At 37.3% G+C, this 19,996-nt stretch carries 19 protein-coding genes; 6 read left to right on the forward strand and 13 right to left on the reverse strand.

The window, feature by feature from the left end:
• Positions 1 to 95 precede the first annotated feature (95 nt).
• On the forward strand, positions 96 to 1,367 hold the full coding sequence (gene serS, locus R2R71_RS08535) for a serine--tRNA ligase (protein ID WP_316830842.1): 1,272 nt from the start codon (positions 96 to 98) through the stop codon (positions 1,365 to 1,367).
• A gap of 162 nt (positions 1,368 to 1,529) precedes the next feature.
• Here serS and R2R71_RS08540 read toward each other — a convergent pair whose 3' ends face one another.
• The 6 genes from R2R71_RS08540 to fabV form a co-directional block, all read right to left on the reverse strand.
• Positions 1,530 to 1,844, reverse strand: coding sequence for a hypothetical protein (locus R2R71_RS08540; protein WP_316830843.1), 315 nt, complete (start codon positions 1,842 to 1,844; stop codon positions 1,530 to 1,532).
• 97 nt (positions 1,845 to 1,941) lie between these two features.
• Positions 1,942 to 2,628 (reverse strand): SIMPL domain-containing protein, encoded by a 687-nt coding sequence (locus R2R71_RS08545; protein ID WP_316830844.1) that lies wholly within the window; start codon positions 2,626 to 2,628, stop codon positions 1,942 to 1,944.
• A gap of 73 nt (positions 2,629 to 2,701) precedes the next feature.
• Positions 2,702 to 2,824, reverse strand: coding sequence for a hypothetical protein (locus R2R71_RS08550; RefSeq protein WP_316830845.1), 123 nt, complete (start codon positions 2,822 to 2,824; stop codon positions 2,702 to 2,704).
• Between the two features lie 264 nt (positions 2,825 to 3,088).
• Entirely contained in the window at positions 3,089 to 3,541 is a 453-nt protein-coding gene (locus R2R71_RS08555) for a cold shock domain-containing protein (protein WP_316830846.1), read from the reverse strand.
• A 222-nt stretch (positions 3,542 to 3,763) separates the two neighbouring features.
• Entirely contained in the window at positions 3,764 to 4,303 is a 540-nt protein-coding gene (locus tag R2R71_RS08560) for a GNAT family N-acetyltransferase (RefSeq protein ID WP_316830847.1), read from the reverse strand.
• Positions 4,304 to 4,376: 73 nt separating this feature from the next.
• Positions 4,377 to 5,570, reverse strand: a complete 1,194-nt coding sequence (gene fabV / locus R2R71_RS08565; RefSeq protein WP_316830848.1) for an enoyl-ACP reductase FabV — start codon at positions 5,568 to 5,570, stop codon at positions 4,377 to 4,379.
• 242 nt (positions 5,571 to 5,812) lie between these two features.
• Between fabV and R2R71_RS08570 the strand changes: the two genes are divergently transcribed.
• Complete coding sequence (locus R2R71_RS08570) at positions 5,813 to 6,517, forward strand: DUF2490 domain-containing protein (protein WP_316830849.1); 705 nt, start codon at positions 5,813 to 5,815, stop codon at positions 6,515 to 6,517.
• 97 nt (positions 6,518 to 6,614) lie between these two features.
• Entirely contained in the window at positions 6,615 to 7,505 is an 891-nt protein-coding gene (locus R2R71_RS08575; protein ID WP_316830850.1) for a hypothetical protein, read from the forward strand.
• Between the two features lie 6 nt (positions 7,506 to 7,511).
• Here the strand turns inward: R2R71_RS08575 and R2R71_RS08580 are convergent, their stop codons facing one another.
• The 5 genes from R2R71_RS08580 to R2R71_RS08600 all read right to left on the reverse strand — a co-directional run bounded on the left by R2R71_RS08580 (position 7,512) and on the right by R2R71_RS08600 (position 14,488).
• On the reverse strand, positions 7,512 to 7,958 hold the full coding sequence (locus R2R71_RS08580) for a DUF1572 family protein (protein ID WP_316830851.1): 447 nt from the start codon (positions 7,956 to 7,958) through the stop codon (positions 7,512 to 7,514).
• Between the two features lie 120 nt (positions 7,959 to 8,078).
• Positions 8,079 to 8,810, reverse strand: a complete 732-nt coding sequence (locus R2R71_RS08585; RefSeq protein WP_316830852.1) for a head GIN domain-containing protein — start codon at positions 8,808 to 8,810, stop codon at positions 8,079 to 8,081.
• A 169-nt stretch (positions 8,811 to 8,979) separates the two neighbouring features.
• Positions 8,980 to 10,638 (reverse strand): M1 family metallopeptidase, encoded by a 1,659-nt coding sequence (locus tag R2R71_RS08590; protein WP_316830853.1) that lies wholly within the window; start codon positions 10,636 to 10,638, stop codon positions 8,980 to 8,982.
• Positions 10,639 to 10,738: 100 nt separating this feature from the next.
• Positions 10,739 to 12,613, reverse strand: coding sequence for a CocE/NonD family hydrolase (locus R2R71_RS08595; protein ID WP_316830854.1), 1,875 nt, complete (start codon positions 12,611 to 12,613; stop codon positions 10,739 to 10,741).
• Between the two features lie 6 nt (positions 12,614 to 12,619).
• Positions 12,620 to 14,488 carry a CocE/NonD family hydrolase gene (locus tag R2R71_RS08600; RefSeq protein ID WP_316830855.1) on the reverse strand — a complete coding sequence of 623 codons (1,869 nt, stop codon included), beginning with the start codon at positions 14,486 to 14,488 and terminating at the stop codon, positions 12,620 to 12,622.
• A gap of 197 nt (positions 14,489 to 14,685) precedes the next feature.
• Here R2R71_RS08600 and R2R71_RS08605 point away from each other — a divergent pair, with 197 nt between their 5' ends.
• Entirely contained in the window at positions 14,686 to 15,540 is an 855-nt protein-coding gene (locus R2R71_RS08605; RefSeq protein ID WP_316830856.1) for a DUF6515 family protein, read from the forward strand.
• A gap of 91 nt (positions 15,541 to 15,631) precedes the next feature.
• Positions 15,632 to 16,798: an esterase-like activity of phytase family protein gene (locus tag R2R71_RS08610; RefSeq protein ID WP_316830857.1), complete on the forward strand. Its 1,167-nt coding sequence runs from the start codon at positions 15,632 to 15,634 to the stop codon at positions 16,796 to 16,798.
• Between the two features lie 2 nt (positions 16,799 to 16,800).
• On the opposite strand, the gene R2R71_RS08615 is transcribed toward R2R71_RS08610, so the two are convergent.
• Together R2R71_RS08615 and R2R71_RS08620 are read right to left on the reverse strand one after the other, a co-directional pair.
• The gene (locus tag R2R71_RS08615) at positions 16,801 to 17,433 is read right to left on the reverse strand and encodes a response regulator transcription factor (RefSeq protein ID WP_316830858.1); all 633 of its coding nucleotides are present in this window, start codon (positions 17,431 to 17,433) and stop codon (positions 16,801 to 16,803) included.
• Positions 17,426 to 19,441 (reverse strand): sensor histidine kinase, encoded by a 2,016-nt coding sequence (locus R2R71_RS08620; protein WP_316830859.1) that lies wholly within the window; start codon positions 19,439 to 19,441, stop codon positions 17,426 to 17,428. The genes R2R71_RS08615 and R2R71_RS08620 overlap by 8 nt, the downstream gene beginning before the upstream one ends.
• A gap of 146 nt (positions 19,442 to 19,587) precedes the next feature.
• On the opposite strand from R2R71_RS08620, the gene R2R71_RS08625 reads away from it, so the two are divergent.
• A complete protein-coding gene (locus R2R71_RS08625) occupies positions 19,588 to 19,986 on the forward strand; it encodes a hypothetical protein (RefSeq protein ID WP_316830860.1) in 399 nt (132 codons plus the stop codon).
• The last annotated feature ends 10 nt before the right edge of the window (positions 19,987 to 19,996 follow it).

The raw sequence follows: 19,996 nt of genomic DNA on the forward strand, positions 1-19,996 counted from the left end.
TACGAGTAAAATAACAAAGCAATCTTTTGAGAGAGATTGCCGCACTACGTTCGCAATGACGACTTAATTATTATCTTTGTGAAAAAAATTAAATAATGCTGCAAGTTAACTATATCCGCGAAAATAGAGAGAAAGTTTTAGAACGTTTAAGTATACGTAATTTTAAACAACCTGAATTGGTCGATGAAATCATCAAAATTGATGAGGAGCGTCGTTCCACTCAAACTGCTCTTGATAACATTTCCGCTGAAGCGAACGCAGCTGCCAAACAAATTGGCGATTTGATGCGTAGCGGTAAAAAAGATGAGGCAGAAGCCATTAAGACACAAACCGCAACACATAAAGAAAGCATTAAAAATCTTACTGAAAAATTAACAGAGCTGGAAACAGCACAGTTTAATCTGGTTGTTCAGTTACCTAATTTGCCCTACAACCTGGTGCCAAAGGGCTCAACTGCAGAGGAAAATGAAGTTGTTTATTTACATGGGGCACCGGCCGAGCTGCCTACTAAAGCGCTCCCGCACTGGGAACTTGCCGCAAAATATGATATTATAGATTTTGAGTTAGGTGTGAAAATTACTGGTGCAGGTTTTCCGGTTTACAAGGGTAAAGGTGCCAGATTACAGCGTGCTTTAATTAATTTCTTTTTAGATCATGCTACTGCTGCAGGTTATAAAGAAATGCAGGTGCCGCACCTGGTAAATGCTGCTTCTGGTTTTGGAACAGGTCAGCTGCCTGACAAAGAAGGACAGATGTATCACTCTACCGTTGATGATTTATATTTAATCCCAACTGCCGAGGTTCCGGTAACCAATTTATACCGCGATGTAATTATAAAAGAAGAAGACTTGCCAGTTAAAAATACGGCTTATACGCCTTGTTTCCGTAGAGAAGCGGGTTCATACGGAGCACATGTTCGTGGTTTAAACCGTTTGCACCAGTTTGATAAGGTTGAGGTTGTTCAAATTACACATCCTGATAAGTCTTACGAAACTTTGGAAGATATGAGCAAATATGTTCAATCTTTATTGCAAGCGCTAGGATTACATTATCGTGTATTGCGCCTATGTGGTGGCGATATGGGTTTTACCTCTGCCATGACTTACGATATGGAAGTTTGGAGTGCTGCACAAGAACGTTGGCTGGAAGTTTCTTCGGTTTCAAATTTCGAAACTTATCAAACTAACCGTTTAAAACTCCGTTTCAAAGGAAAAGAAGGGAAAGCGCAACTGGCACATTCGTTAAATGGTAGTGCCTTAGCATTGCCACGTATTGTAGCTTCGATTCTGGAGAACTATCAAACAGAAAATGGGATCAGGATTCCGGAGGCCTTGGTGAAATATACAGGCTTTGATATAATTGATTAACTTTTTGATTATTCATCATTATAAGGACTAAAATGATGAATATGTGCGAAAGAGGGTAAGATGGGTTCATTGTGCCAATTCGCAACAACATACGCCTAATAAAAAAAGCTTTGCAGTAATGCAAAGCTTTTTGTTTTATATAGGATAGATGAATTTTTTCGCTTATAAAATCAAAATCAATAACAAGATAATGATGATAATTGCACCTACTGAAAGGTAAACACCACCAGAAATTGCACGAGCCTGGTTTTTCATTTCTTTCAGCTCTTTACGTAAAGCCTTACGTTCAGCTTTAGTTAAGTTAGATTTGTCCATCTCTCTGATTTCCTCTACACGGGTTTTAATTTTTTCCAATTGTGCAGATTGTTCAGTGGTTAATTCAGAAGGATTTTTTGCTTTTGTTTCAGCAGCCTGTACTGAGTTAAAGCTAACGCCTAAAGAAAAAATAAGGGCTAATGTGTAAATGAATTTTTTCATAATATTAAATTTTTAGTGTTCAATGTCTATCCTAACAAAAAACCTACCAAAATGTTCTGGTAGGTTTTTTAAAGCGTTAATTTAATTGTTAAACACACTATTTAATCTCAAAAACAGCATTTACAGTGAAGTTTAACTTAATTTTTTTAAAATCTATCTCCGGGGCACTACCAGCATCAGCAGCTTCAGCTTTCATCATATAATTTCTGTAAACAGGCTGTATAACATTGTCGCCACCATCCTGTATTTCAATTACACCACCCAGTTTATCTCCCAAGGCTTCAACCATGTAGGCTGCTTTTTCCTTTGCAGCTAACAATGCTTTAATTTTTAATTCTTTTTTCAGGTTCTCAATTTTTGAGTAATCGTAGCTTTCAATGTTGGTGCTGGCAATTCCCTTAGCATCGATTCCCTCAAGTAAAGCATTAAACTTGTTCAAATCGCTTACTTTTAAACGGTATTGTTTACTCGCTAAAAAATCAGGATTTTTCTTTTTCTCAGTAGCATAATTCCAGCTGCTTAAATTACTAATGGTTAAGTTTTCTTTTGCGATACCAGCTTTTTGTACTGCTGCATAAAGTTGCTTTTCCAGTTCTGTAATTTCTACTTTCTTTTTGCCATTCAGGTATTCCTTCAACGAAATACTGATGTAAATAATATCAGGTGTAACTTCTGTTTCTGCAGAACCACTAACATTAATTTTTCTGCGTAAATCTACTTGCTGGGCCATCGCTGATGATAAACCTAAAAATGTAACCAGTGCAATTGCTATTAACTTTTTCATAATTGTATTTTCTTTGTGTGTGTTATAATGATGTTATAACTACACAAATTCCACACCGATATTTTAAAAATATTTATTTTTTTTGAAAATGAACCGTTCTCAGCATTTGGAAGTATTCAATCCCGTCATTTGCATCTGTCATGCTGAGGTACGAAGAATCTGTTTCATAGGTTGCAGATGCTTCGTGCCTCAGCATGACAGCATATTCAGGATTACTGCTAAAAAAAAAGTATTTTCTGTTCGGTTTTAAAAAAAAGTGCTGCTATTAAAGAAGCTAAACGCGTCCTTTAATGGCTAAGAAAAGCCATTAAGTGGATATGAAATTGAAGATTTACAGAGGGTAAGTGAAAAAATGCGTTAGGTTTATGTTTAAATATTCGGAAATATAAGTGATTATTAAACCCTGTGCAACAGAAACTTTGTATAAATTCTTCCAGCTTACGGAATAATTGAAATTGAACTAAGCTTTTGAAACTTTAACGGCAGTTGGTCCTTTTTGGCCCATTTCTACTTCGAAAGTAACCTTGTCGCCTTCTTTTATTTGCGTTAAACAGCCATTAGCATGAACAAATATGCTTTCTTGTGTATCCGTATTTTTGATAAAACCATAACCTTTACTATCGTTAAAGAAAGTTACGGTTCCTTTTTTTACCGGGTTTTCATCAATAATATCTTCTTGTCTGGAAATGCCAATCTGTATATCTTCAGTATTGATAACTTTCATCTTTTTAGGATCCGGTGGAGTAGATGAAATGTTTCCGTTTTCATCAACATAAGCCATCATGTCTTCCAGTGCTAACCCTTTTTTTGCATTTGCCTGGCGTTCAGCTTTTTTCTCCTGTTTTTCCTTTTGCTTTTGCAATCGTTTCTTCTCGTTCTCATTTTTACTGTAGCTTGCCTGCGATTTCGCCATATTGATGTTTTTGTTTTTTTGAAAGATGAGTTAAAGGGAGAATTATACAAAGATAGCAATACTAAAACGAAAACACGATTTTATTCCGTCAGGCACTACATGAAATGCTATAAAATATTCGGATATACTATTTTGTGCACATTTCTTATCACGATGGTTACTGTGGAAATAAGAGGGGTAAAGCTAATCTTGAATTTGATGAACTACTTCGGTGGTATCTACTTAACTATTTTTTTTCTCCCACTTCTCTTTCTCCACTTCATATACAAAATTCCATTTAACAGGTTCGCCATAATAAGCAACTTCTAGTTCGCCAACTTTGGTTGCTCCCAATTTTTCGGTAGCTTTTTGCGATCGGAAATTAGTAGCGCCAATATGAAGAATAACTTTATTTACAAACTGAAAAGCATGGTCGAGCATCAGTTTTTTCAACGCAGCATTATGCCCTTTACCCCAAAAATCACGGCCAATAAAAGTGTAGCCTACTGCTACGGAATTATTTTCCTCATCTAAATCATAATACCTTGAGCTACCCACAACACTACCGCTAGCTTTATCATAAACAATAAAAGCACCTTTGGATTCAATGGCGCCTTTGAAAAAATTCTCAAAAACTTCACGTTTATAACGGTCTTTGTTTGGGTGCTGCTCCCATATTAGGGGATCGGATGCAACACTAAAAAGTTTTTCAAAATCTTCCATTTTCAGCGGAACAACTTTTAGCAGGTCGTTTGTTAATGTGGGTTGTAAATCAAAGTTCATCTTTCAGGTATAAAAACGGCCGGCTAAAAAGCCAGCCGTATAAATTTTTAGCAATATAATCTAATTCGGTAGCTTATTCTACCAGCCCTTCAATCTCTACTACTTCGTTAGCGTCTTTCTGATAATCTACTTTATCAATTTCGAAGCCAAATAAGCTTAAGAAATCAGACCGATAGCCAGCTAAATCGCCAATTGCGGGTAAAGTATCGGTGGTTGCTTCTTCCCAAAGTTTTGCAACTTTCGCCTGCACCTCATCACGCATTTCCCAATCATCGATTCTGATTCTTCCTTTTTCATCAACAGGAACATCACCACCGGTATATAATCTATCGGCGTACAAGCGTTGGATTTGCTCTATTGTACCTTCGTGTATGCCTTCTGCTTTCATGATTTTGTAAAGCAGCGAAATGTATAAAGGAATAACAGGAATTGCAGAACTGGCTTGTGTTACCAATGCTTTGTTTACCGAAACGTAAGCTTTTCCATTAATATCTTTTAATTTATCGGCAATTGTAAAAGCTGTAGCTTCTAAATCATCTTTAGCACGGCCAATGGTTCCTTTACGGTAAACAGGTTCTGTTAGCGCAGGACCAATGTAAGAGTATGCCACAGTAGTGGCGCCATCTGCTAATAAATTTTCTGCCTTTAAAGCATCAATCCACATTGCCCAATCTTCACCACCCATTACGGCAACAGTATTCTCAATGTCTTCTTGTGTAGCCGGCTCAATAGAAACCTCTGTTACATTGCCGGTGTGGAAATCGACCGTTTTATTGGTATAGGTTGTGCCTATTGGTTTTAATGTTGAGCGATGTAAAACTTCGGTGTCAGGATGTTTTCTAACCGGAGAAGCCAGACTATAAATTACTAAATCAACCTGGCCTAAATCGGCTTTAATCAATTCAATTGTTTTTGTTTTGATTTCTTTCGAGAAAGCATCGCCATTAATGCTTTTTGCATAAAGACCTGCAGCATGTGCTTCTTTTTCAAAAGCCGCACTATTGTACCAGCCCGGAGAAGCCGTTTTGCCAGCCGATGGTGCTTTTTCGAAAAATACACCGATTGTAGCTGCGTCAGAACCATAAGCTGCAGCAATACGTGATGCCAGGCCGAATCCGGTTGAAGCACCAATTACCAATACTTTTTTAGGCCCGTTTATAGCACCTTTCGATTTTACATATTCAATTTGGTTCTTTACGTTTTGAGCGCAACCATCTGGATGTGCTGTTAAACAGATAAAGCCCCTCATTCTCGGTTCAATAATCATTTTGTTCTTATTTTACGTTTTGTAATTTAAAACCAGCCTTTATAAAACATAATAAAAGCCAAATCTTTAACGAAGATAAATCTTTTAATTGCTTTCAGCTAAATGAAATTTAAATAAACACATTCGTTACCTTATAAATACAAAAGGTTAAATGTTGTTTTGATATTAAATTTAAGTTAATGTTTAGCTTTCTCTATTTTCTGTTAATTTAGCGGTTAACAGATAAACCGGATTATCTTTTTATGAGAAAAATATTATTGCTGGCCTTGATTTCCATCATGGCATTAGGAAAGCTTTCTGCCCAAACACAATACCAGAATACGGGCTGGTTTATGTTTTTAAACAACACAAAGTTTAATAAAAAGTGGGGCTTGCAATTCGATTTACAAGTTCGTTCAGCCGACGACTGGAAATATGTACGCAACACTTTGGTAAGGCCGGCAGTTCAGTATTTTATTAACGATAAGCATAATGTTGCCTTAGGTTATTTATGGCAAACTACGCAAAACCAGTTTAATGGCAGCCCCAATACTTTTTTACACGAGCATCGCATTTTCGAACAATATATCTACACACATAAACTGGGCTCTGTTTTTGCAAGTCATAGGTTCAGGGTCGAACAACGGTTTATTGAACGTGCAAATGAAGATGTGTTTTCGCAAAGGTTCAGGTATTTTTTCAGGCTAATTCAGCCACTGCAAAAAAAAGAAGCAAGCTTTACAAACGGACCTTTCCTTGCACTTCAAAATGAGTTATTTTTAAACCTGCAGAATAATGCAAAAATTAATAACAGTGTATTTGACCAAAATCGTTTGTACCTGGCCGCTGGTTATCGTTTTTCTAAGAAGATTGACCTAGAGGCTGGCTATATGAATCAGGCCGTTAAAAATACCTCAAACCATACGAACAATAGTATAATTCAGCTGGCTGTTTATACAAGATTTTAATATCGTTTTAATGATTTAAAGTCATTTTTCGTATTGCAGTGATTACAAAAACGTTAAAGCATTTGTAATAGTTGTGGCTTTTTGTTCAATTTGCCTCGTGAAAAGATTTTCGATCCTATTTTTGGCATTATTGTTTGGCAAGCGGATGCAAGCCCAGGAAGTTAAAACAACAACTAGAGATATTACACCAACTTCCAAAAGTCTGTTCAATCCGGAACATCGGAGAAAAGATTCCAGGAAAGGTGATTTTTATTTCCACTGGGGCTACAATAGCTCATGGTATGGCAAAAGTGATATCAGATTCCAGGGGCCGAATTATGATTTTACTTTAAAAGACGTTGTCGCCCACGACAGACAATCTAAGTTAAGCTGGGATTACCTAAATCCAGGTTTAATTACAGTTCCTCAGTACAATATCCGCTTAGGCTATTTTATAAAAGACAATTACAGTATTTCAATTGGCTGGGATCACATGAAGTATGTGATGGATATTCCTCAAACGGTTGCTATTACCGGCCACATTGGTACAAATATTTCTCCAGAAAAAGTGTCAACGGGTGCCTTGGCAGGCGATTATAATGGAGAGTTGATTAATGTAAAAGAAGCCATGCTTACTTACGAGCATACCGATGGCTTTAATTACGCAAATATTGAAATTGAACGCTATGATGATATCTGGGTTGCGCCAGGAGGAAATACTTCACTAACACTAGAAACAGGTATAGGTGGCGGTTTAATGGTTCCACGTTCTGATGTTCGCCTTTTTGGACTCGGCAGGAATAACCATTTTAGCATTTCTGGTTACGGCATTTCGGCTAAAGTTGGTTTGAAATTCTACGTCTGGAAAAATGTTTATCTTCAAAATACAACTAAGGTTGGTGCAACAAATCTAACCAATGTACACACCACAGGTTGGGATGAATATGATAAAGCAAGTCAAAAAATTAATTACCTGGAAAACCTTTGGACAATCGGGGTTCATTTTTAACCAAGACTATTTATCTAATAACCTTCGGTGATAATTAACCTGGCCAAGGTGATACCCTAAATGTGTTGCCAAATGAACGAGAAAAAATGCAGTAGATGTTTTTTGTTCTAGCACAAGCATAGGATATTCCTCTTCAATTTCTGTTTGAGTTACTTTTTCTAAAGATCCTTCAATAACAATTATTGTTTCTTCTATTCTGCTGATCAGTTCTTGCTGCGCAATATTTTTTAGTGAAAACTCAAGTGGACGATTTCTGATGTAATCTGTTCCGCCCAAAGTAGCACCGATATAGGTGTTTAAATTTCCAATCAAATGAAGGCATAAATTGCCGGCTGAATTTGAAATGTCACCATCAACTATCCAAATATTGGCTTCGTTTTTATATAATTCAATTTCATATTTAAGTCTGTTGAGATCTCTCTTAAAAAGGGTAATTAATGTTTCCGTTAGCATGACGAAGAATTTATTGCCAAGTTAATTATAAGCATGGCAATTCTATTCGTAACGGGATAAAAAACAATAAAAAACCCCCGAAAGTTATTTCGAGGGTTTGAAAAATCTTTTTTAATTGATTTATATTTTTCTTACTCTTCCTGAGCCGATAACTGTTTTTTCAACTGTAGCGTTCCCTGTGTAATTAACATTTCCCGAACCGCTGATAACCGCTCTGATGGTTTGTTCGGCCTTGATATCGATTGTTCCGGAGCCACTAACTGTTGTAGAAAGGTTATTTACCGATAATCCTTTACCGGAAAAATTACCTGAACCGCTGATTACTACTTTTGCATCATCTGCAGAACCGTTAATGTTTAGTTTTCCAGAGCCGCTGATTACACCGTTAAAATCATCAACGTTAGCACTTGTAGTAATCGAACCTGAACCACTTAATGTTGCAGAAAGTGTTTTTGAATTAACATTTCCTTTAACACTCATGTTTCCTGAACCACTCATCGTTAAGCTGGTTATGGTTTTTGCAGTTACATAAGCTGTAATTTTTTTGTTTTCGTATTTATGCTCCCAGCTTGTCCAGCTGTTTTGTGGACGGATAATCAAAACGTTTCCTTTTACCTCTGTAATTAAGGTTGAGATGGCATCTTCATCACCTTCAAAACGGCAGCTCTCTGTGCTTCCTAACGTAATTACAACATTAATTGGGCCGCCGGCAGCTACGCCGCTAAAATTTTTAACATCACGCTCATCGCCCGAAAGTTTTGATGTGCTAGTGGTTACAGGAAAGTTTGCTATTGCACTGAAGCTAGTTGTGAACAATACCGCCACAAATAAAATTGAGAATATTTTTTTCATTGTTGTAGAAATTAAGCCTTCGTTTTTGAAAATCTAAGGCGTGTATGTGATTAGGTTTTTATTATAAGACGACAGCGTTTTTAAAAAGTTGCACTCTCTTAGAAAAATCTTACTAAAAAATAAAACCCATTGCATTTAGCAGTGGGTTTTAAGATATAAAGCTTTTAGCTTATTCGGTGGCTTTTTTTAAGCCAACATAAAACAGCGGATCATTATTGAAATTATCAGCCGTAACGCTGGCATCAATTTTAATTGTTTTCCAGCTGTTTGTAGGTTTAATTAAGGTATATGCGCCCGCTTTAAGCGTAACCCTTACAGGCATATCAAAACTTTTTACATCAGTAATCCAGCGATAAGAAAGAACATCTTTGTCGATTTTATACTCTAAAACAGGGATTTTAGTGTAGCGTAAATACTGGTCGAAAACTTTATCCAATTTTAAGCCACTCTGTTTCGAAATATAGTTTTCAATTTCTGCAGTAGTAACGGTTTTATGGTAGAAAGTTTTTCCTAATCCACGGAGAATTTGCCTGAATTTTTCATCATTATTAATTAACTGGCGAATGGTGTGTATTAAATTTGCGCCTTTAGGATACATATCGCCTGAACCTTCCTTATTTACGCCATAAGGGCCGATTACAGGGATATCATTGCGAATTATTTTTTGAAGCCCGATCGCATATTCATCTGCTGCTGCTTTGTTTTCGCTGCACTCTACAAATAAAACTTCCGAATAATTGGTGAATCCTTCATGAATCCACATATCGGCAATATCCTTTGAGGTGATGCTATTTCCAAACCATTCGTGACCACTCTCGTGTATGGTAATAAAATCCCAGTTTAAACCATGCCCGGTTTTACTTAAATCACGTCCGAGATAGCCTTTTTTAAACTGATTGCCATACGCAACTGCACTTTGGTGTTCCATGCCTAAATGAGGTGCCTGAACCAATTTATACCCATCTTTATACCAGGGATAAGGTCCAAACCAATATTCGAAGCACTTAAGCATAGGCTTCACATCAGCATCCCAGTGCGGGCGGGCTTTAGCGCTATCTACTTGTAAAGCCCAGAAATCTAAGCTTAATTTTCCGGCTTCACCATCAAAACTATCTGTCCAGTGTGCGTATTTGCCGATATAAAAAGTAACATCATAATTGTTAATTGGGTTATTCACAAACCAGTTGTATTGTTTGTAACCATCTGGTTTATCGACTACATTTCTAAGTCTGCCATTCGAAATTTCCTGCAGTTCTTTCGGTACGCTTATGCTGATTAACATGCTGTCTACTTCATCGCTCTGGTGGTCTTTGTTTGGCCACCATACACTGGCGCCTAAACCTTGACAGGCAACCGAAACAAAGGGATTCCCTGCAGCGTCTTTTTTGAAAATGAAGCCACCATCCCATGGTGCATTGCGGGCAACTGTTGGGTTGCCAGAATAGAAAACAGTAAATTTATCTTTGCTGCCTTTCTTTATTGTTTTAGGAAAGGTTACAAAAACAGCGTTATATTCTCTTGTTGTAGGGAGTTCGGCACCATTATAGATTACCTTTTCAACTTTTAGGTTGGAAAACAGATCAAATTGAAGTTTAGTGAAATCCTGAGTTGCCGTGAACTTAAATTCATTACTTCCGCTAACTGATTTCTGGTCGATATCTATTTTAACATCAAGGTGGTAATAATTGATATCATAACAGGTACGTAAGGGGCTGAGAAAGCCGCGAAGGCTGTCGGCCCTGGAATTTACCTGGTTTTTTCCAAGCATTTGGGCATTGGAGGTAGTTATGCCTAAGGCAAATGCAATTATAATAAGCAGTTTTTTCATTTTGATTTTCATTTTCGTCATTGTGAGGCATGAAGCAATCTTATTTTTACAACAATCTCTTGTTTCAGATTGCTTCGTGCCTCACAATGTTGGATGTTATTTACTTAATCACATCAACTTCGATAAAACTGTCGTTAAAAACAGTTTGCGTTGCTTTGATGTAATCAGCTTCTGTAGCTTTATAAGGGTTATCTACAAATTTTTGCGGATTACGGGCAAATAAAGGAAAGGCCGTACTTTGAACCTGAACCATAATTCTGTGCCCCTTTTTGAAAGTGTGCAATACATCCTGAAGACGGAAATTTACATCTGTTTTCTGGTTAGCAACCAACGCTTCGGGTTTTTCAAAGCTATTCCTGAAACGAGCAGGCATAACTTCCGAACGTACCATTTGCCAGTAGTTACTTAAGGTAATGTTTTTGTTCGGCATATAAGGATTATTCGGTTCATCAGGAGGATAAACGTCAATCAGTTTTACGATGAAATCAGCATCTGTGCCTGTTGTGGCAATTTTTAGGTGCGACATAATTTCGCCACCTAGGGTGATATCATTTTCCAGAATATCAGTCTGAAATACTAAAACATCTGGCCTGCGTCCGGCGAAACGCTGATCTTCACTCATGTAATTATGGGGTGTGAATCCAAGGGTTGTTGTAATATCTTCCGTATATGGAACTGGTTTTAAAGGGTCGCTGATGTAATTAACGGAACCAGCAGTTGAGGGAGCACTCATCGTTAATTTTCCATGGGCGCTTAAATAAAGTTTTTGTTTGCTGGCTTTTTCCGTAGGCCATTTATCAAAAGTTTCCCAACCTTTTTTACCGGTATCATACATATATGCTTCAGGTAATCCTGAATTTTTATCGCCATTACCTTTTAAGAAATGGTTGAAGAATTTAGCTTCAATGTTTTTCTGATAGAAGGTAGCTATACTATCGCCAAAGTAAACATTGCTATGCATCGTGTGTCCGGTTTCCCGGCTCCATCTTCCATGACCAAAAGGCCCCATTACGATGGTATTATATGCATTGGGATTTTTCTTCTCAATCGATTTATAGATATTCAACGGGCCTGACAAATCCTCCGCATCGTACCAGCCACCTACAACCATAACTGCAGGTTTAACCGTATTATTATAGTGTTTTAACAGGCCTCTTTTCTGCCAGAACTCATCATAATTTGGATGATTTACTGTTTCCTGCCAGAAAAAATTATCCTTATAATACTTATCTGCGTTGCTAAGCGGGCCTAAATCAAGGGCAAACTGGTAGCCATCTTTTGTATTAGGCTTAATAGTTTGGTTGTTGAACCATGATGAAGTTTCTGGTCCTGTTTTTTGTACGCCAAATGTTGGAAATGTAAAAAAGTAACTTTGAAGAAATGAGCCGTTATGGTGAAAATCGTCAAAGAAAAAATCAGAAATCGGCGCTTGTGGCGATGAGGCTTTAAGTGCAGGGTGGTTACTTAAAATACCTGCTGCGGTGTAAAATCCCGGGTAGGAAATTCCCCACTGACCAACTCTACCGTTATTATTTGGTATGTTTTTTACGAGCCAGTCAATGGTGTCGTAAGTGTCTGAGCCTTCATCAATATCAGTTTTTGCTTTTTTGTTATCGATAACAGGTGTCATATTGGTAAAAGTGCCTTCACTTTTGTAACGTCCGCGAACATCCTGCATTACTACAATATATCCTTCTTTCATCATTAGCTCTGACGGGCCTAAGCGGGCAGGAAACTTGTCTTCGCCATATGGCGCTATACTATAACAGGTGCGTTGCATAATCATCGGATATTTCTTATCCTTAGCTGCATCCTTAGGTGTATAAATAGCGGTAAATAGTTTTACACCATCACGCATGGTTATGTAAACTTCTTTTTTTGTAAAGTTTTCTTTAGGGTAATTGCCGTTGGTTTGAGCAAAGCTTGCTGAAGCTGATATAACCAGAACGGAGATGATTAAACGGATATATTTCATTGTTTATTATTTTAAAACAGATACACTTATATAAGAACTATTGGAAACATCATGGAAAATGCGATGTGTTGCTTTTTGAAAATCTGAAGGTTCAGCCTGATAGATATCCATGAATTTCTGTGGATTTCTATCTGCTAAAGGAAACCACGAATTTTGAATCTGAATCATGATTTTGTGTCCCTTTTTAAAAGTATGGGCCACATCAGGCAATGCATAGTTTACTTTTGTAATTGCTCCCGGAACAAAAGCCTCAGGTTTTTCGAAGCTGTTACGGTACTTACCACGTAAAATTTCGCCACGAACAAGCATTTCATAACCACCCATAATAAGGTTTTCCGGGTTTGGAGTCGGATTTGGTTCATCTTCAGGATAAACGTCAATTAACTTCACTACATAGTCTGCATCAGTTCCTGTTGTCGATACCACGAGATTGGCCAAAACAGGGCCGGTAAAGGTAATGTCCTCGGTTAGAACAGCTGTTTGGTAAGTTTTTACATCGGGCCTGCGGGCTGCAAAGCGCTGGTCGTCAATCATGTATTCTCGGGTACGTTTTGCCTGTACACCGTCCTGGTATGGCACCGGATTATTTGGGTCGCTTACATATTCATCCCAGCTATCGGTTCTTCCTACTTTTTCAAAAGCCAGTTTTCCATTTGGCTGTAAGTAAAGATTTTTTGTTTCCACGTCTTTAGGTGGCCAGGCGCTGAATTTTTTCCATTCGTTGCTTCCGGTTACAAAAATGTTTGCTTCAGCGGCATTAAAATCACCCTCACCTTTTAAATAATGTTTAAAAAAAGGCAATTCGTATTGTTGCTGGTAATCAATACTGGTTGTTTTTCCGAATTTAATATCACCCAGAAAGGAACCATCGCTACGAACCCATCCGCCATGAAACCATGGGCCTGCAACTAATATGTTGTTTGCTCCAGGATTCTGCTTCTCGATGGCTTTATAGGTTGCAAATGTTCCATAAGCATCCTCTGCGTCAAAAAAACCTCCTACTACCATTACTGCAGGTTTCACATTTTTTAAATGCGGAAGGATGTAGCGGGCTTTCCAAAAAGTATCAAGGTTTGGATGTTTAAATAAGTTATTCCAGAATTTGATGCTGTCGGCAAAATATTTGTCTTTTAAGTTCTTAACTGAACCTGATTCCAGATAAAAACGATAATTGTCCTGAATGGGGAATTGAAAGCCTTTAGGGCCTTTATCAGGCGTAATAGGTTTCGGCCTTGGAACACCAAAACCACTCATAAAACTAAAAGCATCCATTAAAAATAATGCGCCTCCATGGTGAAAATCGTCACCGATAAACCAATCGGTAACAGGTGCCTGTGGAGAAACCGCTTTAAGCGCCGGGTGTGCATTTGGCAATGATGTTGTTGAATAAAACCCTGGATACGAAATGCCATAAATACCGGCATTGCCATTGTTGTTTTTAATGTTTTTTACCAACCAATCTATTGTATCATAAGTGTCGGTACTTTCATCGATTGCATTTTTTCCTTTGGTTAATGCTTGCGGACGAATATCCTCGAAAGTTCCTTGGCTCATCCATCTACCGCGAACATCCTGGTAAACAAAAATAAATCCTTCATGCATCATTGCCGGGAAATTACCTAAACTAAGTTTGTACTTATCCTCGCCATATGGCGCAACAGTATAAGGTGTTCTGTTAATCAGAAAAGGGTATTTTTTGGTTTGATTTTTGGGTATATAAATTGAGGTGAAAAGTTTAACACCATCACGCATGGGTATCTGACGTTCTATTTTGGTATAGTTCTCTCTTACAAATGCCGAATCGGATTGTTGGGCCAATAATTCATTTGATAAAAACAAACAAATTAAGAGGCCGAAAATTCTGCTGAAGTTCATTTTGTTTAGGTTTTTGGAATAAAATTTAAATATAGGATTAATCAAAGTTGATTAGAAAAAACATCCCGTAAAAGGTTTGTTAGGATGTGAAATAATAGATTCGTCATTCCATTATCAGAATTTAGTTAAATATTGTTAAGCGATAATCTTTTGCAAATTTTCATCGTCATATATACAATTGATTTAAACATAATAAAATGAAGAGCTTATTAAATAAAGGATTGGTTGTTTTCGCTGTAGCAGCGATGGTGACAACTTTAAGCATTGAACATGCAAGTGCTCAAAGACCAAGTAGAGGAGGAAGCAGTGATGGTGGTGGCCGCTCAGGTTCGGTTGCACCATCAAGGGGCGGTGGTTCAAGGCAGCCATCTATGCAGGCACCTTCAGGAAACCGGATTGCCCAGGCACCAAACCGCGGTAGTTACGGCCCAGGTATAGGAAGGCCTAACCCCGGAAGACCTGAACGCCCCGGATACCGGCCAAATCCGGGTTTCAGACCTGGCTATGGCTATCGCCCGGGTTATGGCTATCGCCCGGGGTTCAGAGGCAGAGCATATTATGGCTATTATAATTATTACAGGCCATTTATCGGTTTCCGTTTAAATGTATTGCCATTCGGCTATTATCCTTTTTACTACGGGCCAGACCAGTATTATTATTCAGGTGGTTTATTTTACCGCCAGTTTGATGATAATTACCAGGTGGTTGTACCACCAGTTGGTGCAGAAGTACCAAACCTGCCTTCAGATGCAAATCTGGTAACCATTGATGGTGTTGATTATTACGAATATAAAGGTGTTTACTACACACAAGGTACTAACAAAGACGGTAAGGCAGTTTATATTGTTGCCGGAAAAGACGGGGTGTTAAATACGACCGATGGCCCGATAGACACACATCAGATTGGTGATATCATTAATGTGCTGCCAGAAGGGTGCAGGGAGGTGACTATTAAAAATGAAAAATATTATGTTTCTCCTGATGATGTTTATTATGAAGAAGTAATTAATGGTAATACAACAACTTACCGTGTAATAGGAAAGCTTTTTTAATAAGTATTAATTATAATTTCAAACCGCTTCGATTTAATATCGAAGCGGTTTTTTATTTAATCAAAATCTATATTTTTACAGCTTAAAACGAATGAAATTGAAAAGACTATCCTTTAGCATTCAGCTTGTTTATATCATTTTTTGCTTATCGCTGACCTCTTGCTCTGTTAATAAAAACATAGCTACTCAAAAAGAAACTACTATATCATCAATAAAATTCCTGAGCGATTATGTAATGCCACTTAACCAAAACTTTCAAAATACTTTGGTTGGTGGTTTATCGGGAATTGATTATGATGTGAAAAGCAACCAATATTTTTTAATTAGTGATGACCCATCGCAATTTAGCCCGGCAAGAATTTATACTGCAAAAATTGAGATTAAAGATAATAAGATAGACACTGTCCAGTTAACGGGTGTTAAATTTATCTTACAAAAGAATGGGGAGGAATATCCAAAATATCAGTACGGTAAAAATTCGAAAGCCGATGCAGAGTCGGTAAGGTTCGATCCAACGCGGAACAGATTAGTTTGGAGTAATGAAGGTGAAAGATTATATCGTCCTACTGATACTACAATTGTTCAGCCCGCTTTAACTTTTATCTCGGTTGATGGCAAATTTTTAGATACCGTGCCAATGCCTAAGGGCTTTCAGATCACAAAAAAGGCTTTTGGTGTACGCAAAAATGCCTTTTTTGAAGGATTAAGCTATGCTGATAATTATAAAAGTTTGTATGCAAGTTTAGAAGAACCCTTATACCAGGATGGCCGGCAGGCAGCATTTGGTTACGATAAAGCTTTAACGCGTATTTTGAAATTTGATGTTGCAAGAAAGCAAAATGTAGCCCAGTATGCCTATAACCTTGGCGAATTGCCGGTAAACCCAACTGTTGAAAGCGATTGGAATATTAACGGCATTTCAGAAATCCTTGCCGTTAATAAGCATACTTTGTTAGTAATGGAAAGGGCCTGGGCTAAAGGGCATGACGATCATACCTTTATAAAACTTTATCTTGTTGATTTAAAGGATGCTGAAAATGAAATCAATAATGAGTCATTCGTTAAGAATCCACCAAAACCATTGAATAAGAAATTACTCTTCGATTTCGATACCTTAAATATGCATATTGATAATTTCGAGGGTATAACCTTTGGGCCAAAATTACCTAATGGACATGATAGCTTAATTTTTTGTGTAGATAACAACTTCTCTAAAACCCAAACACAGCAGTTTTTTCTTTTTGAAGTAATACCTTAAAGTTAAATCAGCAATTGCTCGGTAGCAATGTTTATTAGTTCAATAGAATTTTTAACATCGAGTTTCTGCATCATATTTCTTCGATGAGTTTCTACAGTAAGTGGACTTAAAAATAATTCTTCAGCTATAATAGGGGTAGTTTTTCCCTGTGCAATTAGCTGAAGTATTTGTTTTTCCCTTTTAGTAAACTTGGGCCGTCCTTTTAAATCATTAACCGATGGTTTTGCAATAATTTCGATTACTTCCTTGCTAAAGGCAATTTCACCCTTTAAGACAGATTCCATACAAGCCTGAAGTTCTTCTACAGATGCATTTTTAAGAATATATCCACTAGCGCCGTTTTGCAGGATTTGCATGATGATGCTTCGCTCCGTATGGTTGCTAATCGCAATAACTGCCGTTTCCGGCGATATTTTTTTTATCTGGGCACATAATTCAATACCATTAATATCCGGCAACATGATATCTAATAAAATTATATCTAATTTGTTGGTTGTTAAGAAATCGATGAGCGCTGCGCCAGATTCAAAACTGCCAGCCACATTCATGTTTTCCAGATTATTAATGAGGGAAACTATTCCCTGAATCACAATAGGGTGATCATCAACGATGGCCAATCTAATTTTATCACTCATAACGTATCGGAATTTCTATGTTTATTGTAGTGCCATTTTCCAGTTGAGAATCAATTTCGAATGAACCTCTTAAGTAGGCTACACGATTTTTAATGTTTTCCAGTCCCAGGCCTTTTTTATAGATAGCGGTGTCAAAACCAATACCATTATCTTCAATTGTTATATAAAAATAATGTTCATTCTCACTGCATTGCAATACTACTTCGCTGGCTTTAGCATGTTTCAACGTGTTGGTAAGCATTTCCTGTACGATTCTATAAATAATAATCTGTTCTTCGAGTGCAATGTTTTTTGAGATGTTTAAAGCCTGAAAATCGACATGAACTTCATTGCTCATTGCCGATTCTGAAAGGTCTTTTAAGGCGACTTCCAGGCCAAACTTAAGCAAGGTTTGAGGCATCATATTTCGGGCAATATGGCGAAGTTCTGTAACAGAGCCATCCAATTGTTTAACAATACGCTGTAATTCTACATCAGGTAGTTCCGTTTCCCGCTGTTTTGCCCAGTTAGATAAATTTATTTTTAAACCTGAGAGCATTCCGCCCAAACCATCATGTAAATCCTGAGCAACCCGATTTCGTTCTTTTTCTTCAGCATTAAGCATTGCCCTGCCAATTTCTAGCTGTTGCTTCTGCTCCAAATCGGCTACTTGTTGTTGGAAGTTTATGGCTCGTTGTTCTGCAAGTTTTTTGTAGTTGCGATAGTATATAAGTAATAAGATAATAATGACTAATAGAAAAAAGGAGGCCGCAATTAGTAATAATGTTGTTGTTTTGCTCTTCTTTATTATTAAAGCGTTTTGTGCCTTATCTATATTTAGGTTTGCAATTTCTTGTCGATTTTCTTTTTCCTTATACCTAAGCTCAAGTGCATTAATATCTTCTTTCAATTTATTTTCATCCAAGCTGTCTTTTAAGTCGTTGCTTTTCTTTAGCCATAAATAAGCTTCCTTAAAGTCGTGCGTAGCAAAATTTACTTCAGCCATTGATTGTTTTAGCGCTTGTGAATTCGTGGCCAATGAGTTAAATTCGGCTTTGTCGATAATTTGAAGTAGTATGTTTTTTGCTTCAGAATATTTTTTTAGGGCGAAGAAAACTTTGTATTTTTCAAAAAGTGTTTCCTGTAAAGAGTAATTATCTTTTGTTTTTGTTGCGAGTTCAATTGCTTTTTGCGCACTCGCTAAAGCTTCGGTATATTTTTTTGTCGCAACCGAATAACGCGTTAATCCTTTGTAGTATTCAAGCCAAAATATGTCGAGTGTTGATCCGAATTCACTGCCTTCTGATTCCTGTAATGTAGTTTTAGTAAGGTTGAGGTAGTAATTGGTTAACTTATAGTTTTTGATTTGGCAATAATTGTCTGAAATAGAGATATAGGCATTAATGAGCAGGTAACGTTGCCCTGGCGGAACATTTTTTAAGAGGTTAATACCCTGATTAAAATAAGGAATTGCTTTTTCGAATTGCCCCAGGTTTGAAAAGACGGTTCCCACAGAAATGTATTCCGTACCAAGAAATACCTTATCGCCGGCCTTTTTTGATAATGGTATAACCCGATGGATTAAGATATCAATCATACCTTTCATATCATCTTTATGTTGCAAAATCAGGCTGTAGTTATGCCACACCATTGATCTGGTTTTGTAGATTTTCTTGTTTTCAAATTTTTGTAGCTGAGCATCTGCCTTTATCAATAGCTTTTGTGCCTTTTCGTAATCACGATCCTGATATACCATTGATTCAAACCAGAATGATTTTGCAGATAGTAAAGGGTCCTTTCCGCCAAATTTGCGTCCTTTATTTAATGCTGTAACAGCTTTCAAGCTATCGGTGTCAGCCCAAAAACTTACCAAGTTAAAACTGGCAGCAGCTTTAGCGCTATCCGGAAGATTTCCGATTAACACTTTATTTAAGCTGTCTACATATTTTTGATCACTTTTACTGAGTTGTGCTTTGCCGCTATAACTAATGCTGATAAAAAGAAGGAGTAGGAAGATGTGATTTCTCATTCAAATAAAAATGCAAGGTTTATTTCTTAAATAGAAATTTGGACAAAAATATACCTGAAAGCAGGTAGAAAAAAATGCCAATTTAAGGTTATTGTATGGTAGAACGTGTCTTCGTTTATTTGCGTATCTATTATTGAAATCTAATTATGAAAAACAGAAAAATTAAAACCTGGGTGCTTTCATTTGTCGCCTTTGTAATGGTAACGAGCTTATTCGCATGTAAAAAAGATAACGAAGTAGGTCCGTCTAAAACATCGCATAAAGTTGTGTTTAAACTCGAAGCATCAGCTGGAAGCAGTATCTCAACCGTTGTTTATGGCTATGATTCAAATGCGACAACGTCAACAAGTTTAAGTGGTACTAGTTGGACTAGTCCTGAAATTACAGTTCCCGCAGGAACTATCACGCTGAATATTGCGTCGGGTGCTACAGGTGCAAATGCGAATTCAACGCTTAAAGCGCAAATTTATGTTGATGGGGAATTAAAGAAAGAAGGAACTTCTAGCGGTGCCATATTAAGTGCATCTGCCTCATACCAATTTTAAATTTAAACGA

It is taken from the genome of Pedobacter aquatilis, assembly GCF_032678405.1.
In the GTDB taxonomy this organism is placed as follows: Bacteria; Bacteroidota; Bacteroidia; order Sphingobacteriales; family Sphingobacteriaceae; genus Pedobacter; species Pedobacter aquatilis_A.